Source organism: Paenibacillus sp. FSL H8-0283 (assembly GCF_045040675.1).
Taxonomy (GTDB): Bacteria; Bacillota; Bacilli; order Paenibacillales; family Paenibacillaceae; genus Paenibacillus; species Paenibacillus amylolyticus.
This window is the reverse complement of the sequence record NZ_CP150295.1, coordinates 6,420,803-6,445,293: the sequence shown is the minus strand read 5'-3', so window position 1 is coordinate 6,445,293 and position 24,491 is coordinate 6,420,803. Positions and strand designations below refer to the sequence as shown.

Sequence of the window (24,491 nt, the reverse complement as noted above, 5' to 3'; positions counted from 1 at the left end):
GGATTTGAAGTGTCTGGAGAAAACTAAGGAATCTGAGACACATTATATCAGCATAAACAGCCTTCTGTAGCGTGTTGATCAGATAACTTTGGGGAATAACGTGCCTCATGTTCCTTACAATTTCAAAAGAATGCCTGAAGGGCAAATAAGACGTCCTCGGTTCCTTAGAGCATCGACTGGTCATTCGCGAGAGTTATTCGCCTAGGGTCGCCAGTACACTCTTCAAGGCTTCTTGGACGCTGACATTCTGTCTTCGTATAACTTGCCTGGGTTTAAACACACATTCTAGTAGTACGTGTTCAATATAGTTGGGTTTTCAGTACCGAGAAGATGGGATGAGGTTAGAAATGGAGTAGTGGAGCGTAGGATAAACTACGTGAGCAATCAAAATGGTTCCTTGGTAAACAACCTTCGTAAGCCTCCCGCTTATTTCGGCTGAATCTCATATTCAACGTTGATGATGGAGCTAGGCACCCTTTGTAATTAAAGTGGGCTTGTGAACAACCTCTAGTAGATTTATTGCAAATGCTAGGTTTACTTCCGTCTCTACCGGGCATACTGATAGACATGAGAGAGTTGCAGGCAACGTGATCAGAGAGCCGAGGGGGAGAACGGAATGAGCAGAAGAATTGTAAAGCAAATTGGACTTATTATTGTATGTCTTATGATGATTATCATGATGTGGGAAGGTCAGAAAACGGATGCAGCTGTGGCGGCCACAGCAATTCCGGAACAATCGATTCGCTTGCGTATTCTAGCAAACTCGGATGCACCGGGAGATCAATTGGTGAAACGCGAGATTCGGGATGCTGTCGTTGCTCAGATGGGCGAGTGGGTAGCCGAACTGGAGAATCCGCAAAGTCTGGATGAAGCGCGCAAGGTTATTCGTGAGCATTTGTCCGAGATTGAGAATAGAGTAGGAGAAGAGTTGGCCAGTCGCGGTTTAAATTATGAGTATCAGGTGGAGCTGGGTTCCGTTCCGTTCCCGACCAAACTATATGGTGGCACTGTGTATCCTGCCGGAGATTATGAAGCGGTTCGGATTACGCTGGGGGAAGGCAAAGGTCAGAACTGGTGGTGTGTGTTGTTCCCGCCGTTGTGCTTCATTGATGCAGGGACCGGGGATGCACTGGCGAAACCTTCAACGGTATCAGCCGCAGCGGCTGAACCAGGAGATGCAGAAGCATCTGTGCAGGGAGACACACCGGAAGCGAGATTCTTTCTGTGGGATATGGCTGTGAAACTATGGAGTTGGGTGACTAGTTTGTTCGCATAACAACGTACTTATAATACAGTAGAGGGCGACTTCGATTCAGGGAGCTGCCCTTTTGATATGAATTAGTGGTGAAATTCCGAGCGAAGTTTGAAGGGCATCCGAGTTGGGACAGGTATGTTATAATTACTTATATTGAATATGGATATGAACTAACCTACTTGAAGTTTAGGAATGATGATATATGAGCAGAGAAAACGAACCAGTGCAACACACCTCTGAGATGAGGGATGGTAGAGAAGAACGTGATATGAAAGCTCCGGGAGAGCTGGTCACCGAGATGTGGGATGTACGTGTCTTGGTGAGCGCTGAGAACGATCACGGATTGGGTAATATTGAAATGTTGGATGTGAAAAAGGGGAGCGCCGATCAACAGGCGCTCGCCGACTTGCAGGCTGCCGCAGCCTGCATTCGTCAAGGTCAGACGGTGGCCTTTCCGACCGAGACGGTCTATGGCTTGGGTGCTGATGCGCGTAGCACAGTAGCCGTGGAGGCTGTATTTGTCGCCAAAGGCCGACCTTCCGACAATCCACTGATTGTGCATATCGCGCACCGTGACCAGTTGGATACGCTGGTCACGGAAGTGAACGAAACGGCGGAAGCGCTGATGGCGGCCTTCTGGCCGGGACCACTGACGCTGGTGCTGCCGGTTAGGTCGGGGGCGGTGTCCCCGCGTGTCACCGCCGGACTGGACACGGTGGCCGTGCGCATGCCGGACCATCCGGTGGCCTTGCAGTTGATCGCGGCGGCGGCATGCCCTGTGGCTGCGCCAAGCGCCAACCGCTCCGGGCGGCCAAGCCCGACACTCGCGTCTCATGTACGCGAGGATCTGGATGGCCGCATCGGCGGCATTGTGGACGGCGGCCCCACCGGGGTGGGCGTCGAGTCCACGGTTGTGCAGGTCGGTGACGACGGTACCGTCACCATCCTGCGCCCTGGCGGCATTACGGCGGAACAACTGTCCGCCGTTGCCGCCCGTGTCGCCACGGACCCCGCGCTACTCGCGGAGGGGGCCGATGGCGTGGGCAGCCCGGCGCCGCGCTCGCCGGGCATGAAGTACACGCACTACGCACCCGCAGGGGCGCTGTGCGTGGTGGAGGGGCCGCCCGCAGCGGTGGCGGCCTGGATCAGCGCCGCCCTCGCAGAGGCGGCGCAGCGCGGAGAGCGCACCGCTGTGCTGGCGTTCGCCGAGCACGCGGAGCAGTACCGCGCCGATGCCGTGTTCTCGCTGGGAGACGCCAGCGAGCTGGAAGAAGCAGCGCGCCGGCTATACGCCGCGCTGCGCAACTGCGATGAGCAAGGCGCCACATATATTGTGGCTGAAGCCTGCTCACGCGAAGGGCTGGGAGCAGCCGTCATGAATCGGCTGCTCAAGGCTGCGGGGAACCAACTCATACAAGTTGGCAACCAGCAACCCTCATAACCTCTCCTGATCATACAGTCAGGAGAGCTAATCACTCTTTTTCCAAAACAAAATCAAGATTCTATAAAGCCAGCAACTGACCAGACATCCGTCGCCGTTTGCCTTTCATCGGTCATGTTTAGGTCCTTGTCCGCATATCGTGTACAAGAACCTTTACGTGACTTGGGGGTATGGGGATGTGGGATGTGTCTGTCCATGTAGGGCAGTTGGTAACCATTTTGATCATGGCTATTGCGCTTGGCCTCGATGCGTTCTCACTCGGGATCGGAATTGGCATGAAGGGCATTCGGCTGCGGGATGTATTGCGAATCAGTATTGTAACGGCGCTATTTCATATCATCATGCCGCTCATCGGCATGTATATGGGCAAATACGTCAGTTCCCTGCTCGGTGACATTACGACGTATGCGGCAGGTGGATTGCTTGTTTTGCTGGGTGCTCATATGATTCTGAATGCATTCCGTGAAGGCGATACAAAGCTGGTGGACCACCGTTCCCTGCTCGGCGTTGTTTTGTTCTCCCTCAGCGTAAGTGTGGATTCATTCTCCGTTGGCGTTTCCTTAGGGATGTTTAGCAGTGATCTGATCTTAACTGTACTTGCTTTCGGTGTGTGTGGCGGGGTGATGTCGGTTATGGGTCTGCTATTAGGCCGTCGGGTGAGCCAGAATCTCGGGGATTACGGCGAAGCCATTGGTGGCGCAATCTTGCTTGCGTTTGGACTTTTGTTTATATTTTAGAATAAAACTTGAAATATCATATCATTCGCATCATATGTAAAATGGGGAGGCTAACACAATGAAACATATTTTATTCGTGTGTACAGGAAATACGTGCCGCAGCCCCATGGCAGAGGGGCTTTTGAGAAAACTGGCATCGGAGCGTGGCATTCAGGTAGAGGTTCGCTCCGCAGGTGTGGCAGCAACGTCGGGTATGCCGATCTCCCGACATGCTGAAGCGGTTTTGAGAGATCATAACGTTGAAGGTCCACCTCATTCCACACAGCTTAGCTCTAACCTGGTAGGTTGGGCCGATCTGGTTCTTACATTAACACGGAGTCATAAGCAGCATGTCATGCAGGTTTTTCCCGATTCAGTCCACAAAACCTATACATTGAAAGAATATGTGGAGGATGATGAACAGGTATTAAGTGATGTTCAGGAGTTGGACAGCCTGTTTGCAACGCTTGAGATGAAACGCGCCCTTGGCCAAGAGATCCTGGCATCGGAGCGTGAGCGAGCCATTGAGATTAGACAACGAATTCCAAGTTTCGACATCTCCGATCCGTTTGGAGGAAGTCGTGATGATTACAATATAGCTGCAGCTGAGATTCGGACGGCATTGGACCGGCTTTTGGATAAGCTGGGATAATTCTGATCCTGCGAGGCAGGTTATAGAAATAGGACACGTGATGTAAATTAACCGTTGATTTTAGCCGCGGGTTGTTTTATGATGAAGGGGAAAACAGGGATCCGGTGTAACTGGCGACGAAGTGGGCATAACCACGATGGAGCACCGGAACAAACGGCCGGTCGCCTGGGCAAAAGAGCAATTCTGCGTTACCCGCAGACTGCTCTTTTTTTCGTCTTTCATCTGATTATTCGCTATAATAGTACCTGAGATGCCGTGCAAGAATACGAAGGACAACCAAGAGACAGCGGGCATGATTTTATCGGGAGGCGATAATAGGATGACTATAGAGTTAGATTCGGAACAACCCGGATTGCAGGAACAGACCGCGTCTATTCTGCATGAACTGGCGCTTGCCGGACAGCTTGGGCCTGGACAGATCGTTGTGATCGGTACAAGCACAAGTGAAGTCGCAGGCGCTCGGATTGGTACGAGTGGTGCCATTGAAGTGGCGCAGCAGCTTCTTGCGGGTATACGCGAGGTGCAGGAAGAGTTCGGTTTTGACACGGTATTCCAATGTTGTGAGCATCTGAACCGTGCGCTGGTAATGGAACGTTCTGTGCTTACTCGACTTGGATTGACCGAGGTTGGTGCAGTACCCGTGCCCAAGGCCGGAGGTTCAATGGCATCCGCAGCATATCGTTCGCTGACCGATCCATGCCTGGCTGAACATGTGCAGGCCCATGCGGGACTGGACATTGGGGAGACGATGATTGGGATGCATCTCCGGCATGTAGCCGTACCCTATCGTACAGCGCTTCGCTATGTTGGAGATGCTCGTGTAACCACAGCGTTGACCCGTCCGAAGTTGATTGGCGGCGAACGCGCGGTGTATCGTATGGAAGAACAACCAGATTCGACATTTTGTGACTAACATATAAAGCGAGACTAATTGGGTTACACTCCTGACTTTGATTGCATCACCATCTTCCGATCGCTGTTATCCCCAGATTTTTTAATTCCCTATTTAAAAGGGGAAATCCGGTGATAAAGGCGACCACTTCGTTTCTTCAGATTGGTGTTGCACTCGCCGTTTTCGTGTAAACATTAGTTTCACTTTATAACTTCACTTATAACTGGGAGGAATTTAATCATGGAACAATTGCGCAAGAATGACCCGGCAGTACTGGAAGCGATGAATCTTGAACTGAAACGTCAACAGAACAACATCGAACTGATCGCATCCGAGAACATCGTAAGTGAAGCAGTAATCGAAGCAATGGGATCTGTTCTGACCAACAAGTACGCTGAAGGATATCCAGGTAAACGTTACTATGGCGGTTGTGAGCATGTGGACATCGTTGAAGACATCGCGCGTGATCGTGCAAAAGAATTGTTCGGAGCAGAACACGTGAATGTTCAACCTCACTCCGGTGCACAAGCGAACATGGCAGTTTATCTTGCAGCGTTGAAACCTGGTGATACTGTACTTGGTATGAACCTTGCCCATGGTGGACACCTCACACACGGTAGCCCGGTTAACGCATCTGGTTTGCTGTACAACTTTGTGGCATACGGCGTACAGGAAGATACATTCCTGATTGATTATGATGAAGTACGCAAAGCGGCTTTCAAACACCGCCCTCGTCTGATCGTTGCAGGTGCAAGTGCGTATCCGCGTACCATTGATTTTGAAAAGCTAGCTTCCATCGCCAATGATGTAGGCGCTTTGTTCATGGTGGACATGGCTCACATCGCAGGACTGGTTGCTGCTGGTTTGCATCCAAACCCGGTTCCACATGCGCATTTCGTAACAACAACTACACACAAAACGCTGCGTGGACCTCGTGGTGGTATGATTCTGTGCCGCAAAGCGTGGGCAGCAGCGATTGATAAAGCCGTATTCCCAGGTTCCCAAGGTGGACCTCTGATGCACGTGATCGCTTCCAAAGCGGTAGCATTCGGTGAAGCTTTGCAACCATCGTTCAAAACGTATGCTGAGAATGTCGTGAAAAACGCACAGGTTCTGGCTGAAACACTGATCGCTGAAGGATTGAACATCGTATCTGGTGGTACAGATAACCACTTGATGCTGATCGACACACGCAGTGTGAACATCACAGGTAAGGAAGCTGAGCATGTGCTTGATTCCATCGGTATTACCGTGAACAAAAATGCCATTCCATTCGACCCTACAAGCCCGTTTGTAACGAGTGGTATTCGAATTGGTACACCTGCTGCAACTTCCCGTGGCATGAACGAAGAAGCGATGGTCGCTATTGGTAAGATCATTGCTAAAACGCTGAAAAATCCAAAAGATACAGCGAAGCTGGATGAAGCCCGTGCAGAAGTGACTGCACTGACAGACCAATTCCCGCTCTATACCGATCTTAAATACTAAAAAACTTTGCTCATGCTGTTTGTATTTGAGATGTTCTTAATGTACACACGCAGGCGGAGCAAACCGAAAGAACCTGAAGAAGCGTAGCGCTCGCCTTTATCCCCAGATTTCAACAATTATAATTGGATCAAAGAAATCTGGGGATAACAGCGATCGGAAGGTCATTCGGTTTGCGGAGCACCATTAGTGTTTACACGTTTTTGAACATACTCAACGACATAACAGCAAGAGCAAAACAGGACCGGATGGATCATTTTCCGGTCCTGTTTTTTATAGGATTCGGTAATCTGTAATGATTGGGTGCCCCTTGATGGTGTAATTCGTTGTTGGTGATGATATAATATACAGGATTTATCGAGCCCATGAATGGTGGCTAGGTATATTTGGAAATGCTGAACATGAAGAACTTACCGGAGGGACAAATTAGATGGGAAAATTAGTAATATGTGATCACCCTTTGATTCAACACAAACTGACGTTTATACGCGACATGCGTACGAATACGAAAGATTTTCGTGAATTGGTGGATGAAGTAGCAACGTTGATGGCTTATGAGATTACAAGAGATGTTGAACTGGAAACGATTGATGTACAGACACCTGTAGCTGCAACACAAGGTAAAGTCATCTCTGGACGTATGCTCGGACTGGTGCCGATTCTGCGCGCAGGACTAGGAATGCTGGATGGCGTTGTGAAATTGTTACCAGCGGCAAAAGTTGGACATGTGGGTCTGTTCCGTGACCCGGAAACACTGCAACCGGTAGAATACTACACCAAACTGCCTACAGACGTAACAGAGCGTCAATTGATTGTAATTGATCCGATGCTGGCAACGGGTGGTTCGGCAATTGCAGCTATTGACGTGCTCAAAAAACGTGGCTGTACCCAAATCAAGATGATGAACCTGGTCGCAGCACCGGAAGGCGTAAAAGCTGTGCAAGATGCACATCCCGATGTGGACATCTATGTAGCAGCATTGGACGACCGTCTGGATGATCATGGTTATATCGTTCCAGGGCTTGGAGATGCAGGAGACCGTCTATACGGCACTAAATAAGCATATTGCATGCGGAGTAGAAAAGAGGCTTGCTCGAATGTCTAACAAAATTAAAGTCATGACGATCTTCGGGGTGCGTCCGGAAGCCATCAAGATGGCTCCGCTTATTTTGGAATTGCAGAAACACCCTGAGTCTATTGAATCTATTGTTTGCGTAACTGCGCAGCATCGCCAGATGTTGGATCAGGTACTTGAAGTTTTCGACATTCATCCCGATTATGATCTGGATGTGATGAAGGACCGTCAGACATTGAATGAAATCACAATTCGTGTGCTTGGCGGTCTGGAGCCGGTGTTAGCCGAAGCTAAGCCGGATATTGTACTGGTTCACGGGGATACATTAACTACCTTTGTAGCGAGCTATGCAGCATTCTTGCAACAGATTCAGGTAGGACATGTGGAAGCGGGGCTGCGGACGTGGAACAAGCTGTCTCCATATCCGGAAGAGATGAACCGTCAGCTGACGGGAGTACTGGCTGATCTACACTTTGCGCCTACGGATTGGTCTTCTTCCAATCTTGCCAAAGAAAATAAATCGGAGTCTAGTACGTACGTCACAGGCAACACGGTAACAGATGTGTTTCAATATACTGTACGGGAGGACTACACACACCCGGTACTTGATTGGGCCCAAGGCAAACGCCTTGTGCTGATGACAGCTCATCGCCGTGAATCTCAAGGCGAGCCTCACCGCAACATTTTCCAGGCCGTCAAACGGATTGCCGACGAATTCGAAGATATTGCCATCGTGTACCCGGTGCATCCAAGTCCTGCTGTGAAGGAGCCGGCTCACGCGATCTTGGGGAATCATCCCCGTATTCAATTAATTGATCCACTAGACGTGGTGGATTTGCATAACTTTTACCCGCACACTCACTTGATTTTGACCGATTCAGGCGGTTTGCAGGAAGAAGCACCTTCGTTTGGTGTGCCTGTGCTCGTATTGCGCGATACAACAGAACGCCCGGAAGGTATTGAAGCCGGAACGCTGGAATTGGTAGGTACCGAAGAGGAACGTGTGTATGAACGGACCAAAGCTCTGCTTACAGACAAAACCCTGTATGCAAGCATGAGCCAGGCTGCCAATCCATACGGTGATGGACATGCTTCGGAAAGAATTGTCAATGCGATTTTGCATCATTTCGGTGTAAATGGTGAGCGTCCGGAATCATTTCACAGAAAATTCAAAAAATAATACATTTTTTCTGACGGATTTATAAAGGGCAAGCATACAGTTAAACTGTACGGTTTACGCGGGTTTATGGGCTTTGAGGGTCTGTATTCCCGTCGTTTCCCCCTTTAAAACGCTAAAATCATTCAATTGACAAAGGCTCTCATCATTCAGTAAAATTAACTGGGATTGCAAGGGTGGCGTGGAAAATGGCCGATTCGAACAAACCAAATTCATCCCGTAACCATGACGATAATGTATGGAAAGCGATGGGACTCGTGACAGCTTTTGGGATCGAGATTGCCATTCTCGCTGTTGCCGGATATTACGCTGGCTCCTGGTTGGACAAGACCATCGGAGGTAACGGAATATGGATCGCCGTAAGCGTTCTCTTTTTTCTTGCGGCAGGCGGTGTAAGCATCTACTTTATCGCGAAAAAAATCATGGGGGAAAGTGATGAGTGAACTAACCAGATACCGCAGATCGATGACTGTTTTCGTCATGTACTTTCTTATGATTTGTTTTCTCGCAGCGGCCTTTATGCCACGTGTGGAGACAATTGCTTTGGGACTGGCCCTGGGTACAGGAGTTAGCTGGATCAACGCATTTTACCTGGGCTACAAAGTAAGGAAAATGTCTGATGATGCGGCAGAAGGTAACTTGAAGCGTGTCAACTTGGGATTTTTGACAAGAGCGGCATTCGCTGTGCTCGGTATATTCATATCGATGCGCTTTCCGCAGTACTTCAATACATATGCGGTTGCAGGCGGTCTCGTCATTGCACAATATTCCTTATTGATTATAGGGATTGTCTATTCCCGCAGAGCAGAATGATGTTAAGGGCTGCAGCTTTCAAGTCGAGAAAGGGGTGAGAAAAATATGCATGAAGCTCCAATTATTATGCTTGGCGGATTTCGACTGGATCTATCGGTTCTGTTGATGCTGGTAGTTACAGGTGCAATTGTTTTTATTTTTGCTGTACTGGCAACACGGAGATTATCCGTTGAAAATCCCGGCAAGCTGCAAAATTTTATGGAGTGGGCAGTAGAATTCGTCCGCAATCTGATTTCCAGTACAATGGATATGAAGAAAGGTAAACATTTTATCTCTCTCGCTCTTTCCATGATTATGTTCATTTTTGTAGGGAACATGCTCGGCCTTCCGCTCGTGGCTGTATCTGAGGTAACAGATGTTAATCAGGCACAGGTATTCGGTAAGCCGATTGTTACAGCGGTGGAGGCGTTTGAAAAAGCGCATGCCAAGGACCCTGAAGCACACCCACACGTTGAACTGGCCTGGTGGAAATCACCAACAGCCGACTTGTCTGTAACGATGGGACTTGCTCTCGTAGCGTTCCTTGTATCTCATGGACTTGGATTGTTCCGTAACACCAAAGGGTATCTCCAGCATTACTTCAAGCCATTTGCCTTGTTCTTGCCAATCAACTTGATTGAGACGGCATCCAAGCTGTTGACACACGGTATGCGTTTATTCGCGAATATCTTTGCAGGTGAGGTACTGATCGCAACGATCCTGAAACTGACCACATTCAAAGTGTTTGGTGCTATTGCAGCGATTCCGCTACTTATGGTGTGGCAAGGCTTTAGTATCTTTATCGGCGCGATCCAGGCATTTGTGTTTGTTATCTTGATGATGGTGTACATTTCACAGAGCATCGAGACGCATGACGAGCATTAAGTTTCAAGCCCTACGAAGATTTCTTCACCAGGCTGAACAATAAAAAATTCGATTTATCATTTTAAGGAGGATATACAAATGGGAGCAATGGCATTAATCGCAGCAGCAATTGTTGCAGGACTGGGCGCGTTTGGCGCAGGTATTGGTAACGGTATGGTAATCAGCAAAACGGTGGAAGGTATTGCCCGTCAACCGGAAGCAAAATCCACTCTTCAAACAACAATGTTTATCGGTGTAGGTTTGATCGAGGTATTGCCGATCATCGGTGTGGTACTCGCGTTCATGTTCTACGGTATGGCTTAATCAAATTTTAAAGGTTTGGCGGGGAAGGCCATAGCCATCCGCGCCTTCTTTTTAGGTAATGTCCGTTCTAACGGATGACGTTTCAAGGATACCTCCAGGAAGGAGTGAACAGATTGAGTTTCATATGGGAAAATACGCTTCTTGCGATTGTTGCATTTGCAATTTTATATTGGCTGCTTAGCCGTTATGCCTTCGGGCCTTTGTTCTCCATTATGGAAAAACGTCGTGAACTCGTGATGACGCAGATGAATGAGGCTGCACAGACTCGGGAACAGGCCATTGCCTATGTGGAGGAACAAAAACAAGCTCTTGAACAAGCACGTCAAGATGCTTACGACATCATTGAACAGTCCAAACAAACAGGTGGCAAACAAGCTGAATCGATTTTGGCTGATGCAAAAGCTGAAGCTAATCGTCTGAAAGACGATGCAGTACGCGAAATCGAGAGCGAGAAGAACAAAGCAGTCGCAGCACTTCGCAGCGAACTGGGTACAGCTTCCGTTCAGATTGCATCCAAGTTGATCAAAAAAGAAGTTGAGAACGGTCCTGCACAAGAAGAGCTTGTGAACCAATACCTCAATGAGGTAGGAGGCCGACAATGAGCCGCGATACGATAGTTGCCAAGCGTTATGCGAAAGCATTGTTCGAAGTTGCTCTTCAGCAACAGCAGGTGCTTGAGGTTGAACAGGAACTGGTTGCAGTAGTCAGTGCATTGACCGGAGATGCAGATATCGAGAAATTTATCGTATCCCCTAACATTTCTGATGAAGCGAAGCAGAACGTAATTCACTCAAGTCTTGATGGCAAGGTATCCGATTCAGTCCTTCGTACAGTCTTGTTGTTGATTGAGCGCGGACGCGTTGAATTGCTGGGAGACTTGCTGAATGATTATCGGAAGATCCAAGGTGAGTCGCTGGGCATCGCTGATGCGCGTGTCTACTCGACTTATGCGTTGAATGATGAAGAAAAAGAAGCGGTAGCCCGTGAATTCGGTGGCCGTGTCAATAAAAAGATTCGTATCGAGAACATTGTTGATCCGACTCTGCTGGGCGGATTGAAAGTCGCCATTGGCGATACGATCTATGACGGCAGCTTGGCTGGCAAGCTCGAACGTCTTGAGCAGTCTTTTAACAGACGAGTACAGTAGATTGGGGTGAGGACACTTGAGTATCAAGCCAGAAGAAATCAGTACATTAATTAAGAGCCAAATCGAACAATACAAGACCGATATCGATGTAGTCGAAGTTGGAACGGTTATCGAGGTTGGTGACGGTATTGCTCGTGTTTACGGACTTGAGAACGTCATGTCCAACGAGTTGGTTGAATTCCCAAGCGGTGTTATGGGACTCGCCATGAACGTGGAAGAAAGCAATGTCGGTGTCGTTATCCTGGGACCTTATTACGATATTCGTGAAGGCGACCAAGTTAAACGTACAGGTCAAATCATGCAAGTGCCTGTTGGTGAAGCATTGATTGGACGCGTTGTGAACCCGCTCGGTATTCCTGTAGATGGCAAAGGGCCAATCGCTACAACGGAATTCCGTCCGGTTGAAGGTAAAGCACCAGGCGTAATGGATCGTAAATCGGTTCATGAGCCGATGCAAACAGGGATCAAAGCCATTGATGCAATGGTTCCAATCGGTCGTGGACAACGTGAGTTGATCATCGGTGACCGTCAAACAGGTAAAACATCCATCGCGATTGATGCGATCCTGAACCAAAAAGGTAGCGGCATGAAGTGTATCTATGTGGCTATTGGTCAGAAACAGTCTACGGTTGCTCAAGTTGTGGAAACTCTTCGTCGTAAAGGCGCAATGGAGTACACAATCGTTGTAACTGCAGCAGCTTCCGATCCATCACCACTCTTGTACATCGCACCGTATTCCGGTTGTTCGATGGGTGAGTACTTCATGTACAAAGGCGAGCACGTTCTGGTTATCTATGATGACTTGACCAAACAAGCCTCTGCATATCGTGAGCTTTCCTTGTTGCTTCGTCGTCCACCGGGCCGTGAGGCTTATCCGGGTGACGTCTTCTACCTGCACTCCCGTTTGCTGGAGCGTGCTGCGAAGCTGAATGATGAACTTGGTGGTGGTTCTTTAACCGCACTGCCGTTTATTGAAACACAAGCTTCCGACGTATCTGCATACATCCCAACGAACGTAATCTCCATCACGGACGGACAAATCTTCTTGGAAGCTGACTTGTTCAATGCTGGACAACGCCCGGCGATCAACGTAGGTATTTCCGTATCCCGTGTCGGTGGTTCTGCTCAGATCAAAGCGATGAAAAAGGTTGCAGGTTCCCTGCGTCTCGACCTCGCTCAATATCGTGAGCTTCAAGCGTTCTCCCAGTTCGGTTCCGATCTGGATAAAGCGACTCAGGCCCGCCTGAATCGTGGTGCGCGTATGATGGAAATCCTGAAGCAAGGTGTTAACCAGCCGCTGCCTGTAGAACAACAGGTTGTCAGCTTGTACACTGCGGTTAAAGGATTCCTGGATGAGATTCCAACAGGTGATGTTACTCGTTTCGAGCGTGAGTTCCTCGCGTTCATGGAGAGCAGCCATCCGGAGATTCTTGCATCCATCCGTGATACTAAAGAATTGACTGCAGACAACGAAAATGCACTGAAAGGTGCAATTGAGAAGTTCAGAAAGAGCTTTGCTGTCTCTGTCTAAATAAATGATTGCAGGTGCGGAGTTGTCTAACCGATTCCGCATGTCTGCATGTAATACTTTGACTCTGTCAAAAAAGATGATGCTTACGATGTAGTTTTGACTTTGTCAAAACTAGTGGTGATGCTTACGAAGTAACTTTGACCCCGTCAAAGTTTTGAGGTGGTGAAATCATGGCAAAAGGCATGCGCGAAATTAAGCGGCAAATTAAAAGCGTACAAAGCACCAAGCAGATCACCAAAGCAATGGAGATGGTAGCTGCTGCAAAACTGCGTAAAGCGCAGGAAAAAGCGGAAGCAGCCCGTCCTTATTCGGAGAAACTGAAAGAAGTTGTAGCTAGTATTGCATCAAGCACGCAAGGTATACAGCATCCGATGCTGGAGAGCCGTCCGGTCAAAAAGACAGCTTACCTGATCATTACATCGGACCGTGGTCTTGCAGGTGGATACAATGCGAACGTTTTGCGTCAGGTTAATCAGACGCTCAAAGAACGCCACAACTCCCAAGACGACTACGAATTGTTCGTCATTGGACGTAAAGGACGCGATTACTTCAGACGTCGTGAAATTGTGATGGCATCCACAACAACGGATCTGTCGGATTCGCCTTCATTTGCAGACATCAAATCCATCGCACACGAAGCTGTTCATGGGTTTGAACTGGCTGAATTTGATGAATTGTACATTTGTTATAACCGCTTTGTGAATGCGTTGACCCAGATTCCTACGGTAGAAAAACTTCTTCCGATGGAAACACCTGAGGTAACTGCTGCGGAAGGACCAACGGCAAGCTACGAATACGAGCCGTCTGCTGAAGCTGTACTGGAGGTTCTGCTTCCGCGTTACGCGGAAACGCTGATCTATGGTGCACTTCTGAACGGTAAGGCAAGTGAGCTCGGCGCGAAAATGACGGCAATGGGTAATGCAACCAAAAATGCATCCAAACTCATTAACGACTTGTCATTGACATACAACCGTGCCCGTCAAGCGGCGATTACGCAGGAGATTACGGAAATTGTGGCAGGTGCCAACGCAGCACAAGGCTAACCGTTTTTTTATTAATGAAGGCTTGCAGAGCAAAGATAAACGAACGGTACATTATTTTTGCAAAAGTAGCAGGCTTGTAGGAGGGGAACGTTAAGATGAACAAAGGACGCGTTGTGAGCATCATGGGTCCGGTTGTTGACGTCGAGTTTGATCGCGGCGGTCTGCCGGAAATCCTCAATGCCATTACGATCACTACAGTAAGTGAGAGCGGCGTTAGTGTAAACCTTACACTCGAAGCTTCGAAACATCTGGGTGACAACCGAGTACGTTGTATTGCGATGTCCTCCACGGATGGACTTGTTCGTGGTATGGAAGCTTTAGATACAGGAGCACCAATCTCTGTACCCGTCGGAGAAGCAACACTGGGTCGTGTATTTAACGTACTCGGCGAAGCGATTGATACTGGCGGTGCCGTGGCTGCTGAGCACAAGAACCCGATTCACCGTTCAGCACCTGCATTTGATGAACTGACTACCCAAGCAGAAATGCTGGAGACAGGAATCAAAGTTATCGACTTGCTCGCTCCCTACGCTAAAGGTGGTAAAATCGGTCTCTTCGGTGGTGCCGGTGTAGGTAAGACGGTAACCATTCAAGAATTGATCAACAACATCGCACAAGAGCACGGCGGTATCTCCGTATTTGCGGGTGTTGGTGAGCGTACACGTGAAGGTAATGACTTGTATCACGAGATGAGTGATTCCGGCGTTATCAACAAAACAGCAATGGTTTTCGGACAAATGAACGAGCCTCCAGGCGCACGTCTTCGTGTAGCCCTCACAGGTCTGACGATGGCGGAATACTTCCGTGATGAAGAAGGCCGTGACGTGTTGCTCTTTATCGATAATATCTTCCGTTTCACCCAAGCGGGTTCAGAAGTATCTGCCTTGCTTGGACGTATGCCTTCCGCGGTAGGTTACCAACCTACGCTGGCAACAGAAATGGGTCAACTGCAAGAACGTATCACATCAACGAAAAAAGGTTCTGTAACATCCATCCAGGCCATCTACGTGCCTGCGGATGACTACACTGACCCGGCTCCTGCAACGACGTTTGCTCACTTGGATGCAACGACGAACTTGGAGCGTAAAATTTCCGAGATGGGTATCTACCCTGCGGTAGATCCACTGGCTTCCAGCTCCCGGATCTTGTCCCCTGAAGTTGTAGGTGAAGAACACTACAGCGTAGCTCAAGGCGTTAAACGTATCTTGGCACGTTACAATGAATTGCAAGATATCATTGCAATCCTGGGTATGGACGAGTTGAGTGAAGAAGATAGAGCGCTTGTATACCGTGCTCGTAAAATCCAACGTTTCTTGTCCCAGCCTTTCCACGTTGCTGAAGCATTTAACGGTATTCCGGGTAAATACGTTCCAGTTAAAGAAACGGTGCGCAGCTTTAAAGAGATTCTCGAAGGTAAGTATGATGATCTTCCGGAAGCAGCTTTCCTCTTTGTTGGTACAATTGAAGAGGCAGTGGAGAAAGCCAAAACACTGGTTTAGTCTGAATCCAGGATTGTCCTTATGAAGCGGGCTATCCTTCGGATATTTCAGGAGGGATGGAATTGAGCACCTTTTTGTTGGAAATCGTAACACCCGAGCGTTTGGTCTATTCAGAACAGGTGAATAGCATTACGGCTCGTGGTATTGAAGGGGAACTGGGCATTCTGCCAGGTCATATTCCTATGGTTACACCTTTGCAGATTGCACCAATCTATATCCATAACGGAAAAGAAAATAAACGAGTTGCTATCGGTGGCGGGTTTATCGAAGTTCGTAAAGATAAGGTTGTTGTACTCGCAGAGAGTGCTGAATTCCCGGAAAGCATTGATGTGGATCGTGCGCGTGCGGCGAAAGAGCGGGCAGAACGTCGGCTTGCAAGCCAAAGCAATCAGGACCACTTTGATCACCGTCGTGCAGAGATTGCGCTGCAAAAAGCGGTTAACCGGATTAATGTGTTCGGCAAATAAACGATTCTTTGAAGCCTGGCGGCTTAGTCTGCCGGGCTTTTTTGAGTTTGTTTAATAGAATTGTTTTATCGAATATATCAAAAGGGCTGACCACAAATCCATCCTATCCCTTCAGTAAACAGAAGTATTTTAAGCAAAATATTCACCGATTATGATTATTTGAATAGAATGTAGGACTAAAGTAGTGGGCGCATTTACCACTAAGAGAACCATTTTTTTCATGAGTAAATTTAAATTATTTCCGAGGAAATGACAGAATCGATATCGAAATAGCGCTCTTTTATGTCGTTTTAGTCACAAAATCCCGGCATTTTAAAATTAAAATATTTTAGAAGTGGAAATCAATGTAATTGACAATGTATGATGAAAGAGCCTATATTCCATAGAGTCAGCAGAAGCAGGAAGCTGCGTAGTAGATTCCATAGTCATGCACAGCCGCATTGTTGCTGCTCGGTGATTGGGCATCAGGAGATTCCTGCCTGGCAGGAGTAAATCTGACAGTACGCTCAGTATGTTGTGCTTAAGACATTCCAGTATACTAACAAGTTATGGGTGCCGGGCATATGATATGCTGATCGCTGCAACAAATGTGGAGGTAAAGAATATATGGATACTGATCTGACGAATCAGGTGAACCAAGCGTTAAGCACCAATGGCTTGGTCTCAATCATCGTCTCCCTGTTATGTATTGCGTTGTCTTGGTGGGCTTTGACAAATCTCAAACTGGATTTAATCATCAGGCAACCACGAGGTGCTCAGGGAAGACTGTTGCATTTGTTGCTCGCCATCATTTTGGGGCATGCCGTTGCTGGCTTTGTCATTGACTACTTGTCCTGGACTCAAATGTTGCGTAATTTGTTTTAATGTTGAGATGGTTGGTTAATCATCTGTTAGGTTCTTCAAGCTGCTCATTGTCGAATAACATCGATTAATTGTGTTAACAATTAGAGTATGAGTTGTCGGTAAAGAAATTAAGAAAAAAATGTGACGTAAAATTGGATGAATTTGAGATGTTTTATGTAAAAATGCTTGTATCGTACAATTCAACAATGTTATGATGGAAGTTAGGGAATTCACAATTGTTCACTTATTTTGTAGTTATAAACGGGATATCCGGTTCATGCCGGCTAATAACCATCCCACTCTGTCTGTTCTGATGCTCTGCTGGCTTGTAAGACACTGATTTTTACATGCTGAATAGCAAGATGCACGGCACATGGTATCATTGATATGGATTATAAAAACCAATTCTTTTCTGAACAGACATCTGTGGCAATATGCCAGAATATGTCGAAATTCCACACACAGCAACAGTCCTTTCTAGCATAGTGGGGCTTACGTATTCCGGAATGAAGAAAAGGGAATAAAAGCGCGGAGGGAACCATGATGAGCAAATTTATCGTCCGCGGTGGCAAAAGGTTGACCGGAAGTGTCAAAGTTAGCGGCGCTAAAAATTCTGTTCTTCCGATCATCGCTGCCTCTCTCTTAGGGGAAGAAGGACAAAGCGTTATTATTGACGCGCCTCCTCTAGACGATGTGATGACGATTAACAAGGTGTTGGAATCGCTGGGAGCGGGAGTTACATACCGGGACGAAGTGATTACCGTAAATGCGGAGAAACTTACTTCCTGTGAAGCCCCGTATGAATGGGTAAGTAAAATGCGGGCGTCTTTCCTGGTCATGGGGCCTTTGTTGACTCGTATGGGTCATACAAGAATCTCACTTCCTGGTGGATGTGCCATCGGTACACGGCCTATTGATCAGCATTTGAAAGGTTTTGAAGCCATGGGCGCAGAGATCAGCTTGGGCCAAGGTTATATCGAAGCTCGTAGCCAAGGTCGGTTGCGTGGCGCGAAAATTTATCTGGATGTGGCTTCCGTAGGTGCCACTCAAAATATTATGATGGCTGCAACATTGGCCGAAGGTGTAACTGTTCTGGAGAACGCGGCAAAAGAACCTGAGATTGTGGATCTTGCCAACTTCCTGAATGGGATGGGTGCCATCGTACGTGGTGCTGGTACTGGAGTGATCCGCATTGAAGGTGTGGAGAAACTGACAGGTGTTACACACACCGTTATTCCGGATCGGGTAGAAGCTGGTACGTATATGGCTGCTGCTGCAATTTCGGGTGGTGACGTGTACATTGAAGGTGCAATCTCTGATCATTTAGGCTCCGTTATCGCGAAGCTTGAAGAGATGGGTGTTACAATCCAACCGGATGAGAATGGCGTGCGTGTAATCGCAGATCGCCCTCTTAAGGCTGTGGATGTGAAAACATTACCATACCCAGGATTCCCGACAGATATGCAATCCCAGATGATGGCACTTTTGCTTGCATCTGAAGGAACAAGTGTCGTGACAGAGACTGTTTTTGAAAACCGATTCATGCATGTGGATGAATTCCAATTGATGAATGCGGAGATCAAAGTTGAAGGACGTTCGTCCATCGTCACAGGTAATGCCAAACTGAAGGGTGCCAAAGTAACGGCTACCGATCTGCGTGCGGGTGCCGCACTCATTATTGCAGGTCTTGTTGCTGAAGGTACAACGGAAGTGGGCGGTGTTCATCACATCGACCGTGGCTATGTACATCTCGCTGAGAAGCTTAATGGACTTGGCGCTGACATCTATCGGATCTCGGTTGATGAGCCTAAGCTGGAAGCAACCAAAGCACCTAGTGAAAAAGTGGAGAAAGAAGTACCGATGTTTAAGGTGCAACCAACTTTGGCTTAACACTGGATTGAATAGAAAAAATATGGTCCCTCTATTATAAGTCACACAGTTGTGTGGATTATGAATGCGATGGAACGTGATTGTCAAAAATGATAAAGCTAAGCCATCTGGCTTGGCTTTTTTTGTGTTTACTTTTAAGAAGACAACGAGATATTTGATACCTGATTCTATTAATAGCTGGTCCTAACTTGTATAGCATAACATCGTATTCTGTATCGATTCTGAACCAAATGAAAGAGCATACTTTATATGGGTGTCGGATCCAGCTAAACACCGGTATACAGCGACAGGTCAACGTTTCTAAGATGTAGATAGCAAAAGAAAACAAGAAATTGAACAGAACGAAAAGGGCCTCGTTTCTCTCAAATCAGGTTCTATCAGATCAAGCCAGCTCATAACCTAAACTATGGATTTGAACAACACGACCGGCACATGACCGGCCATAGATAACGGAGGGTTATATTCGAATGAAAGAAGCTCGTGTACAGGTAAAGGTACCCCTTGTCCCTCGTCCAGGTATGCAAGAGCCGGAGGGAAATATCGTTTCTGGAGTGGAAAAAGACAAGCCTGCCCCATTGAACCTGAGGACTGTTCCATCACAGCCTGCAAGATTATCCAATCCAGGACGGGTGTCGGCAGATGAACTGAACCGACAGACAACCGAGCATATTCATATACCTGTTATTGAGCTGGACCAGTTCCGCCGAGTGAAGCGTCGCCGAATGCGGACATTTGGACGAAAACCCCGATGGGGACGTAATACGACGCGATGGCAACCTGCTGCCGCTGTATCTGCCTTATTGGCAATGGCGTTACTGATTCCGGTAATTCTGGTATGGCCGCGGACAAGTGAATCACCAAAGCCGATCCCTGCTCCAACAGATTCAAGCAGTACAAGAACCCCAGCTCCTGCGCCAGCCGTTCCTGTTACGTACCCTGAACCTAAAGTGCGCGTATACCTGTCTGCAACGGGCACAACGATGAATCTGCCATTGGAAGACTATGTTACCGGGGTTGTGGCAGCTGAGATGCCAGCGGAATTCAGACTGGAGGCGTTAAAGGCGCAGGCAATAGCTGCTCGTACATTTATCGTGCGTAGGTTAGCTGCGAGTGATACAAGCGGTGTTCCATCAGGTGCGGCGGATGTGACGGATACGGTCAGCCATCAGGTGTTTATTCCGCCAGATCAGGTGGAATCGGATTGGACGCGTCTAGGGAAGGCGAAGGAATGGGAGAAGCTGCAACAGGCTGTGCGCGAAAGTCGAGATACGGTGATGACATATCAGGGCAAGGCAATCACCGCATCCTTTTTTTCCACAAGTAATGGGTATACCGAGAATGCTGAGGATGTATGGGGGAACGCCGTGCCGTATCTGCAAAGTGTAGACAGTCCGTGGGACAAAAACCTGGCACCAGGATTCAAGCAGACCGTCACCATGAAGCGTAATGATATTCTGCAGAAGTTAAACTTGGATGCTATTCCGGTTACCGCACAGAAGGGTGGATCGTGGATGGAAGTATTGTCTACAACCAAAGGACATCGGATTAAGGAAATGCAGATCGCAGGTGAGACATTCAGCGGACCCGAGGTTCGTAAACTGCTTGGATTAAGATCCAGCCAGTTCAGTTGGAAGACCACAGGTGACGAAATCCAGATTACAACGTACGGTTACGGTCATGGGGTTGGCATGAGCCAATGGGGAGCAAACGGCATGGCGCAGGAGGGACACACGGCCACCCAAATTCTCAAACACTACTATACCGGCATTTCATTCGGACAGGCATCCAAGATGCTTGCATCGAAGTAGGAGAGATGAACACGGATGGATAAAGCGAAATAATTCGAATGAGTAGGAGTATGTGCGAATGTATGCAAATGTATGTGAATGAGAGCAGTTTTGGTTTGGAACTCATCAGACTCTCCGTATATCATTGCGTGCTAACGAATCTGAGAGATCTTATTGGGCGTTATCACAACGAATGGAAATTCTAACGAATCTCAGACACGTTATATCACGATATACCACCGAACTGATCCAATAATAGCGCCCTAAAGAGTAATTAGTGTGTCTACGGTTCGTTAGAATTCCTAAGCCGCGATTTCCCCGCCAATAAGGCCGTCTGAGTTCGTTAGAAATATTTTATAATCTAATCATTAACAAAATGGAGGATACTGCCATTCACTACATGCTCATTCGCAATAAGCAAGCCGAACCAGAACCAGAACGTTGAAATTAAGTTTCCAAGCCCTAAGGTTAAAAAATTGATTTATGTTCCCTGTCTACTAAGCAACTTCTAACTATACTGTAACCATTCATGATTTAGCTTCTTTCAAATCAAGATGTTAGATGGAACATTCAGTATTGGCGCGCTTTGTCTATCTCTAATCTCACATCTCACTTTCAAAGAACCTGGGCGGTTTAAATCTGCATTATCCAGTCACATCCTATATCCTTTCTCTCACCGATAAATGCACCTCATAGAAGGATTGGCCTCTACAGGCAATCCGGACCAGTCTACCAACACCCATTCCGGAGCTTTCGAGATTCGGCTATATATGCGGAGAGTGCTAGCCGTATGGGGAGCGCAGGGGACAGAAAAGACCTGTAGAAACAAAGTGTCCGCCTTTACTATCGGATTTCACCATTCCGGAGCTTTCGAGATTCGGCTATATATGAGGAGAGTGCTAGCGTATGGGGAGCGCAGGGGACAGAAAAGACCTGTAGAAACGAAGTGTCCGCCTTTACTATCGGATTTCACCTTTGAAGAAGGTGATAGAAGAAATCTGGTAGTAACCAGCGGTCGAAAGGTTTTCTGGCCCCGAAGCGGCGCACGCACTAATCACTCCTCCCCCACATATATAGCACTCTCTGAAACCTCCGTGAAAATAATTAGAGTCGCGCGTGTATAAAAGAGTTGCACCCGGTAACACTTGTTACTGAGGTGATTAACATGAATGAACAAAACAAAAAAACAAACCAAGAAGAAACTCCTAAAACAACTCAAGGAGTACCGGCTAGTCAGCCCTCTTCATGGAAAAGAGCAATGTCCAAACGCTGGGTCTTCCCGGCAGCCTACATCGCAGCAGCAGGCATTATACTAACCTTAGTGTGGGTCTATCAGGGCACAGGCGACAAAACGCTAAACTCGGACCCTGCTAGCGGGGTAGTAGAAACAGGCGCATCGGCGGGTACAGAAGGAACAGCAGTAGGTGGAGAAGAAGAAAGTGTGGAAGTTGTTGCAAAGTCGGAGAATTTTGTATGGCCGGTAGCGGTACCGTCCGAAATTTCGGTAGTGAAACCTTTCTATGATAGCGAAGCTTCAACCGAGGAACATGAAGCGGCAATGGTGCAGTACAATGATACATTCATCCCGAACACGGGTGTGGATCTGGCACGTGGGGATAACAAAACGTTTGAAGTCAAAGCAGCACTCGCCGGTAAAGTTACCCGGGTTGAGCAAAATCCGCTCACAGGTCAAGTTGTGGAAATCACACATAGCGATAACCTGAAGACGGTGTACCAAAGCTTGGCAGACGTCAAAGTGAAACAGGACGACGAAGTGAAACAGGGAGATGCGATTGCATCCGCTGGCGTCAATGAATTGGGTAAAACGCTTGGCAACCATCTTCACTTTGAAGTGTACGAAGACGGACAGCCGGTTAACCCTCAAGGATATCTTCCGGAAAAATAAATGAATTTTACCGCAGCAACATGACGGGCAGGGGGTTAAACCTCTGCTCTTTTTGTGCTTTTCAGAAAATAATGGGACCTTCGAAGCTTGTCACACCTCTAAACCGCGAATATATAGGCATGCTCCTCATATAATGTACCAAACTATCCACACAGTAGGGAGGCGGGAGCGTGCACGATTACATCAAGGAACGGACCATCAAAATTGGTCGCTGCATTGTTGAGACGAGGAATACGGTCCGTACCATAGCCAAAGAATTCGGCGTGTCAAAGAGTACTGTGCATAAGGATCTGACGGAGCGTCTGCCGGAAATCAACCCTGATCTTGCTGACCAGGTGAAACACATTTTGGAGTATCACAAGTCGATCCGCCATTTGCGGGGCGGTGAAGCGACCAAAATTAAATACAAAAAAACGAGTGGCAAGAAACGTGAGGTGTTGGCTTCCGCCAAATCGTAAGCATCTTCACAAAGACGTAGGCCAAAAAGCTCACACATGCATTGAATCCCTCCCCTGAAGTATGATATGTTAAATGCTGGTACAGGATCGAATTATGACAGCTTATCAGCCCGATTTTTACATATATATGTTGCACTTTGTCGAACGAGCGGTGACGTGATAAGGGACTCTTTTTCACAGGATACGCTGACCAAATAATATCACTTTGGGGGCTCTTTTATGTTTAGCAAGGATATCGGTATTGATCTTGGCACGGCCAACGTGCTTATTCACGTGAAAGGAAGTGGGGTTGTCCTCGATGAACCTTCCGTCGTGACCATTGAAAGAGATACGAAGCGTGTCCTTGCTGTTGGGGAAGAAGCGCGTCGTATGGTGGGGCGTACTCCAGGTAACATTGTTGCCATTAGACCGCTGCGTGACGGCGTTATTGCGGATTTCGAGATTACAGAAGCGATGCTCAGACATTTCATTAATCGTGTGGGTGCAAGAAGCTGGTACAGCCACCCTCGAATTCTGATCTGTGCACCAACGAACATTACTTCCGTGGAGCAGAAGGCCATCCGTGAGGCGGCAGAACGCAGCGGTGCCAAAGAAGTGTTTCTGGAAGAAGAGCCGAAAGCGGCAGCGATCGGTGCGGGAATGGATATTTTTCAGCCGAGCGGCAATATGGTCGTGGATATCGGCGGCGGTACGACTGACGTTGCAGTCCTTTCTATGGGCGACGTGGTCACCGCCTCTTCTATTAAAGTCGCAGGGGACAAGTTCGACGAAGCCATTATCAAGTTTATCAAAGCCAAGTATAAGCTCATGATCGGTGAACGGACCGCTGAAGATATCAAAATTGCAATTGGTACCGTACATCCGGGTGGACATCAAACGGAGATGGACATTCGCGGACGCGATATGGTATCCGGCCTTCCTGTTACTGTAACGATATCGGGAAATGAAGTACAGGAAGCACTTTGGGATTCCGTGCAATCCATCATCGTGGCAGCCAAATCGGTATTGGAACGTACACCGCCTGAATTGTCAGCGGACATTATCGACCGTGGTGTTGTATTGACTGGCGGAGGTGCATTGCTGAACGGACTGGACGAGCTTTTGTCCAATGAATTGCATGTACCGGTATGGGTGGCGGAAGATCCAATGCACTGTGTCGTGAAGGGGACAGGCATAATGCTTAATAATTTGGATCAGGTGGTTAAGAAAAAGTTCTAATCTGCCGATATAAATAGCAAAGGTTCGCC

The 24,491-nt window shown here is 47.8% G+C and carries 24 protein-coding genes and 1 riboswitch; all 24 genes read left to right on the top strand.

Going from position 1 to position 24,491, the window contains the following annotated elements:
• Positions 1-616: 616 nt before the first annotated feature.
• The 24 genes from spoIIR to MHI52_RS28260 all read left to right on the top strand — a co-directional run bounded on the left by spoIIR (position 617) and on the right by MHI52_RS28260 (position 24,462).
• The gene (gene spoIIR / locus MHI52_RS28375) at positions 617-1,276 is read left to right on the top strand and encodes a stage II sporulation protein R (RefSeq protein ID WP_282320069.1); all 660 of its coding nucleotides are present in this window, start codon (positions 617-619) and stop codon (positions 1,274-1,276) included.
• Positions 1,277-1,523: 247 nt separating this feature from the next.
• Positions 1,524-2,696, top strand: a complete 1,173-nt coding sequence (locus tag MHI52_RS28370) for an L-threonylcarbamoyladenylate synthase (protein ID WP_405158032.1) — start codon at positions 1,524-1,526, stop codon at positions 2,694-2,696.
• 176 nt (positions 2,697-2,872) lie between these two features.
• Complete coding sequence (locus MHI52_RS28365) at positions 2,873-3,433, top strand: manganese efflux pump MntP family protein (protein WP_036667772.1); 561 nt, start codon at positions 2,873-2,875, stop codon at positions 3,431-3,433.
• Between the two features lie 58 nt (positions 3,434-3,491).
• Complete coding sequence (locus tag MHI52_RS28360; protein ID WP_036612575.1) at positions 3,492-4,064, top strand: low molecular weight protein arginine phosphatase; 573 nt, start codon at positions 3,492-3,494, stop codon at positions 4,062-4,064.
• A 96-nt stretch (positions 4,065-4,160) separates the two neighbouring features.
• Positions 4,161-4,242, top strand: a riboswitch (ZMP/ZTP riboswitch).
• 141 nt (positions 4,243-4,383) lie between these two features.
• Positions 4,384-4,977, top strand: coding sequence for a TIGR01440 family protein (locus tag MHI52_RS28355; protein ID WP_076254013.1), 594 nt, complete (start codon positions 4,384-4,386; stop codon positions 4,975-4,977).
• Positions 4,978-5,196: 219 nt separating this feature from the next.
• Positions 5,197-6,444 (top strand): serine hydroxymethyltransferase, encoded by a 1,248-nt coding sequence (gene glyA, locus MHI52_RS28350; RefSeq protein WP_164783303.1) that lies wholly within the window; start codon positions 5,197-5,199, stop codon positions 6,442-6,444.
• Between the two features lie 427 nt (positions 6,445-6,871).
• A complete protein-coding gene (gene upp, locus MHI52_RS28345) occupies positions 6,872-7,501 on the top strand; it encodes a uracil phosphoribosyltransferase (protein WP_017691929.1) in 630 nt (209 codons plus the stop codon).
• A gap of 37 nt (positions 7,502-7,538) precedes the next feature.
• Positions 7,539-8,696, top strand: coding sequence for a non-hydrolyzing UDP-N-acetylglucosamine 2-epimerase (wecB, locus tag MHI52_RS28340; RefSeq protein ID WP_282320072.1), 1,158 nt, complete (start codon positions 7,539-7,541; stop codon positions 8,694-8,696).
• A gap of 185 nt (positions 8,697-8,881) precedes the next feature.
• Positions 8,882-9,136, top strand: coding sequence for an AtpZ/AtpI family protein (locus MHI52_RS28335; RefSeq protein WP_017691931.1), 255 nt, complete (start codon positions 8,882-8,884; stop codon positions 9,134-9,136).
• Positions 9,129-9,506, top strand: a complete 378-nt coding sequence (locus MHI52_RS28330) for an ATP synthase subunit I (RefSeq protein ID WP_017691932.1) — start codon at positions 9,129-9,131, stop codon at positions 9,504-9,506. Before MHI52_RS28335 ends, MHI52_RS28330 begins: the two co-directional genes overlap by 8 nt.
• 45 nt (positions 9,507-9,551) lie before the next feature.
• Positions 9,552-10,370 carry a F0F1 ATP synthase subunit A gene (gene atpB, locus MHI52_RS28325; RefSeq protein ID WP_017691933.1) on the top strand — a complete coding sequence of 273 codons (819 nt, stop codon included), beginning with the start codon at positions 9,552-9,554 and terminating at the stop codon, positions 10,368-10,370.
• Between the two features lie 78 nt (positions 10,371-10,448).
• Positions 10,449-10,673, top strand: coding sequence for a F0F1 ATP synthase subunit C (gene atpE, locus MHI52_RS28320; RefSeq protein ID WP_017691934.1), 225 nt, complete (start codon positions 10,449-10,451; stop codon positions 10,671-10,673).
• A 113-nt stretch (positions 10,674-10,786) separates the two neighbouring features.
• Positions 10,787-11,275 carry a F0F1 ATP synthase subunit B gene (atpF, locus tag MHI52_RS28315; protein ID WP_036612568.1) on the top strand — a complete coding sequence of 163 codons (489 nt, stop codon included), beginning with the start codon at positions 10,787-10,789 and terminating at the stop codon, positions 11,273-11,275.
• Complete coding sequence (locus MHI52_RS28310) at positions 11,272-11,820, top strand: F0F1 ATP synthase subunit delta (protein ID WP_036612565.1); 549 nt, start codon at positions 11,272-11,274, stop codon at positions 11,818-11,820. The genes atpF and MHI52_RS28310 overlap by 4 nt, the downstream gene beginning before the upstream one ends.
• A 16-nt stretch (positions 11,821-11,836) precedes the next feature.
• On the top strand, positions 11,837-13,351 hold the full coding sequence (gene atpA, locus MHI52_RS28305) for a F0F1 ATP synthase subunit alpha (RefSeq protein ID WP_047840700.1): 1,515 nt from the start codon (positions 11,837-11,839) through the stop codon (positions 13,349-13,351).
• Between the two features lie 170 nt (positions 13,352-13,521).
• Positions 13,522-14,394 (top strand): ATP synthase F1 subunit gamma, encoded by an 873-nt coding sequence (atpG, locus tag MHI52_RS28300; protein ID WP_405158031.1) that lies wholly within the window; start codon positions 13,522-13,524, stop codon positions 14,392-14,394.
• Positions 14,395-14,489: 95 nt separating this feature from the next.
• A complete protein-coding gene (gene atpD / locus MHI52_RS28295) occupies positions 14,490-15,893 on the top strand; it encodes a F0F1 ATP synthase subunit beta (protein WP_047840699.1) in 1,404 nt (467 codons plus the stop codon).
• 62 nt (positions 15,894-15,955) lie between these two features.
• The gene (locus MHI52_RS28290) at positions 15,956-16,360 is read left to right on the top strand and encodes a F0F1 ATP synthase subunit epsilon (protein WP_036612555.1); all 405 of its coding nucleotides are present in this window, start codon (positions 15,956-15,958) and stop codon (positions 16,358-16,360) included.
• 606 nt (positions 16,361-16,966) lie between these two features.
• Entirely contained in the window at positions 16,967-17,224 is a 258-nt protein-coding gene (locus MHI52_RS28285; RefSeq protein ID WP_017691941.1) for a DUF1146 family protein, read from the top strand.
• 522 nt (positions 17,225-17,746) lie between these two features.
• Positions 17,747-19,093 carry a UDP-N-acetylglucosamine 1-carboxyvinyltransferase gene (murA, locus tag MHI52_RS28280; RefSeq protein ID WP_017691942.1) on the top strand — a complete coding sequence of 449 codons (1,347 nt, stop codon included), beginning with the start codon at positions 17,747-17,749 and terminating at the stop codon, positions 19,091-19,093.
• 467 nt (positions 19,094-19,560) lie between these two features.
• Positions 19,561-20,901 carry a stage II sporulation protein D gene (spoIID, locus tag MHI52_RS28275; protein ID WP_405158030.1) on the top strand — a complete coding sequence of 447 codons (1,341 nt, stop codon included), beginning with the start codon at positions 19,561-19,563 and terminating at the stop codon, positions 20,899-20,901.
• Positions 20,902-22,045: 1,144 nt separating this feature from the next.
• The gene (locus MHI52_RS28270) at positions 22,046-22,786 is read left to right on the top strand and encodes a M23 family metallopeptidase (RefSeq protein ID WP_036667765.1); all 741 of its coding nucleotides are present in this window, start codon (positions 22,046-22,048) and stop codon (positions 22,784-22,786) included.
• A 170-nt stretch (positions 22,787-22,956) separates the two neighbouring features.
• Complete coding sequence (spoIIID, locus tag MHI52_RS28265) at positions 22,957-23,244, top strand: sporulation transcriptional regulator SpoIIID (RefSeq protein ID WP_024632710.1); 288 nt, start codon at positions 22,957-22,959, stop codon at positions 23,242-23,244.
• 219 nt (positions 23,245-23,463) lie between these two features.
• Positions 23,464-24,462, top strand: coding sequence for a rod shape-determining protein (locus MHI52_RS28260; RefSeq protein WP_036612542.1), 999 nt, complete (start codon positions 23,464-23,466; stop codon positions 24,460-24,462).
• Positions 24,463-24,491: the final 29 nt, after the last annotated feature.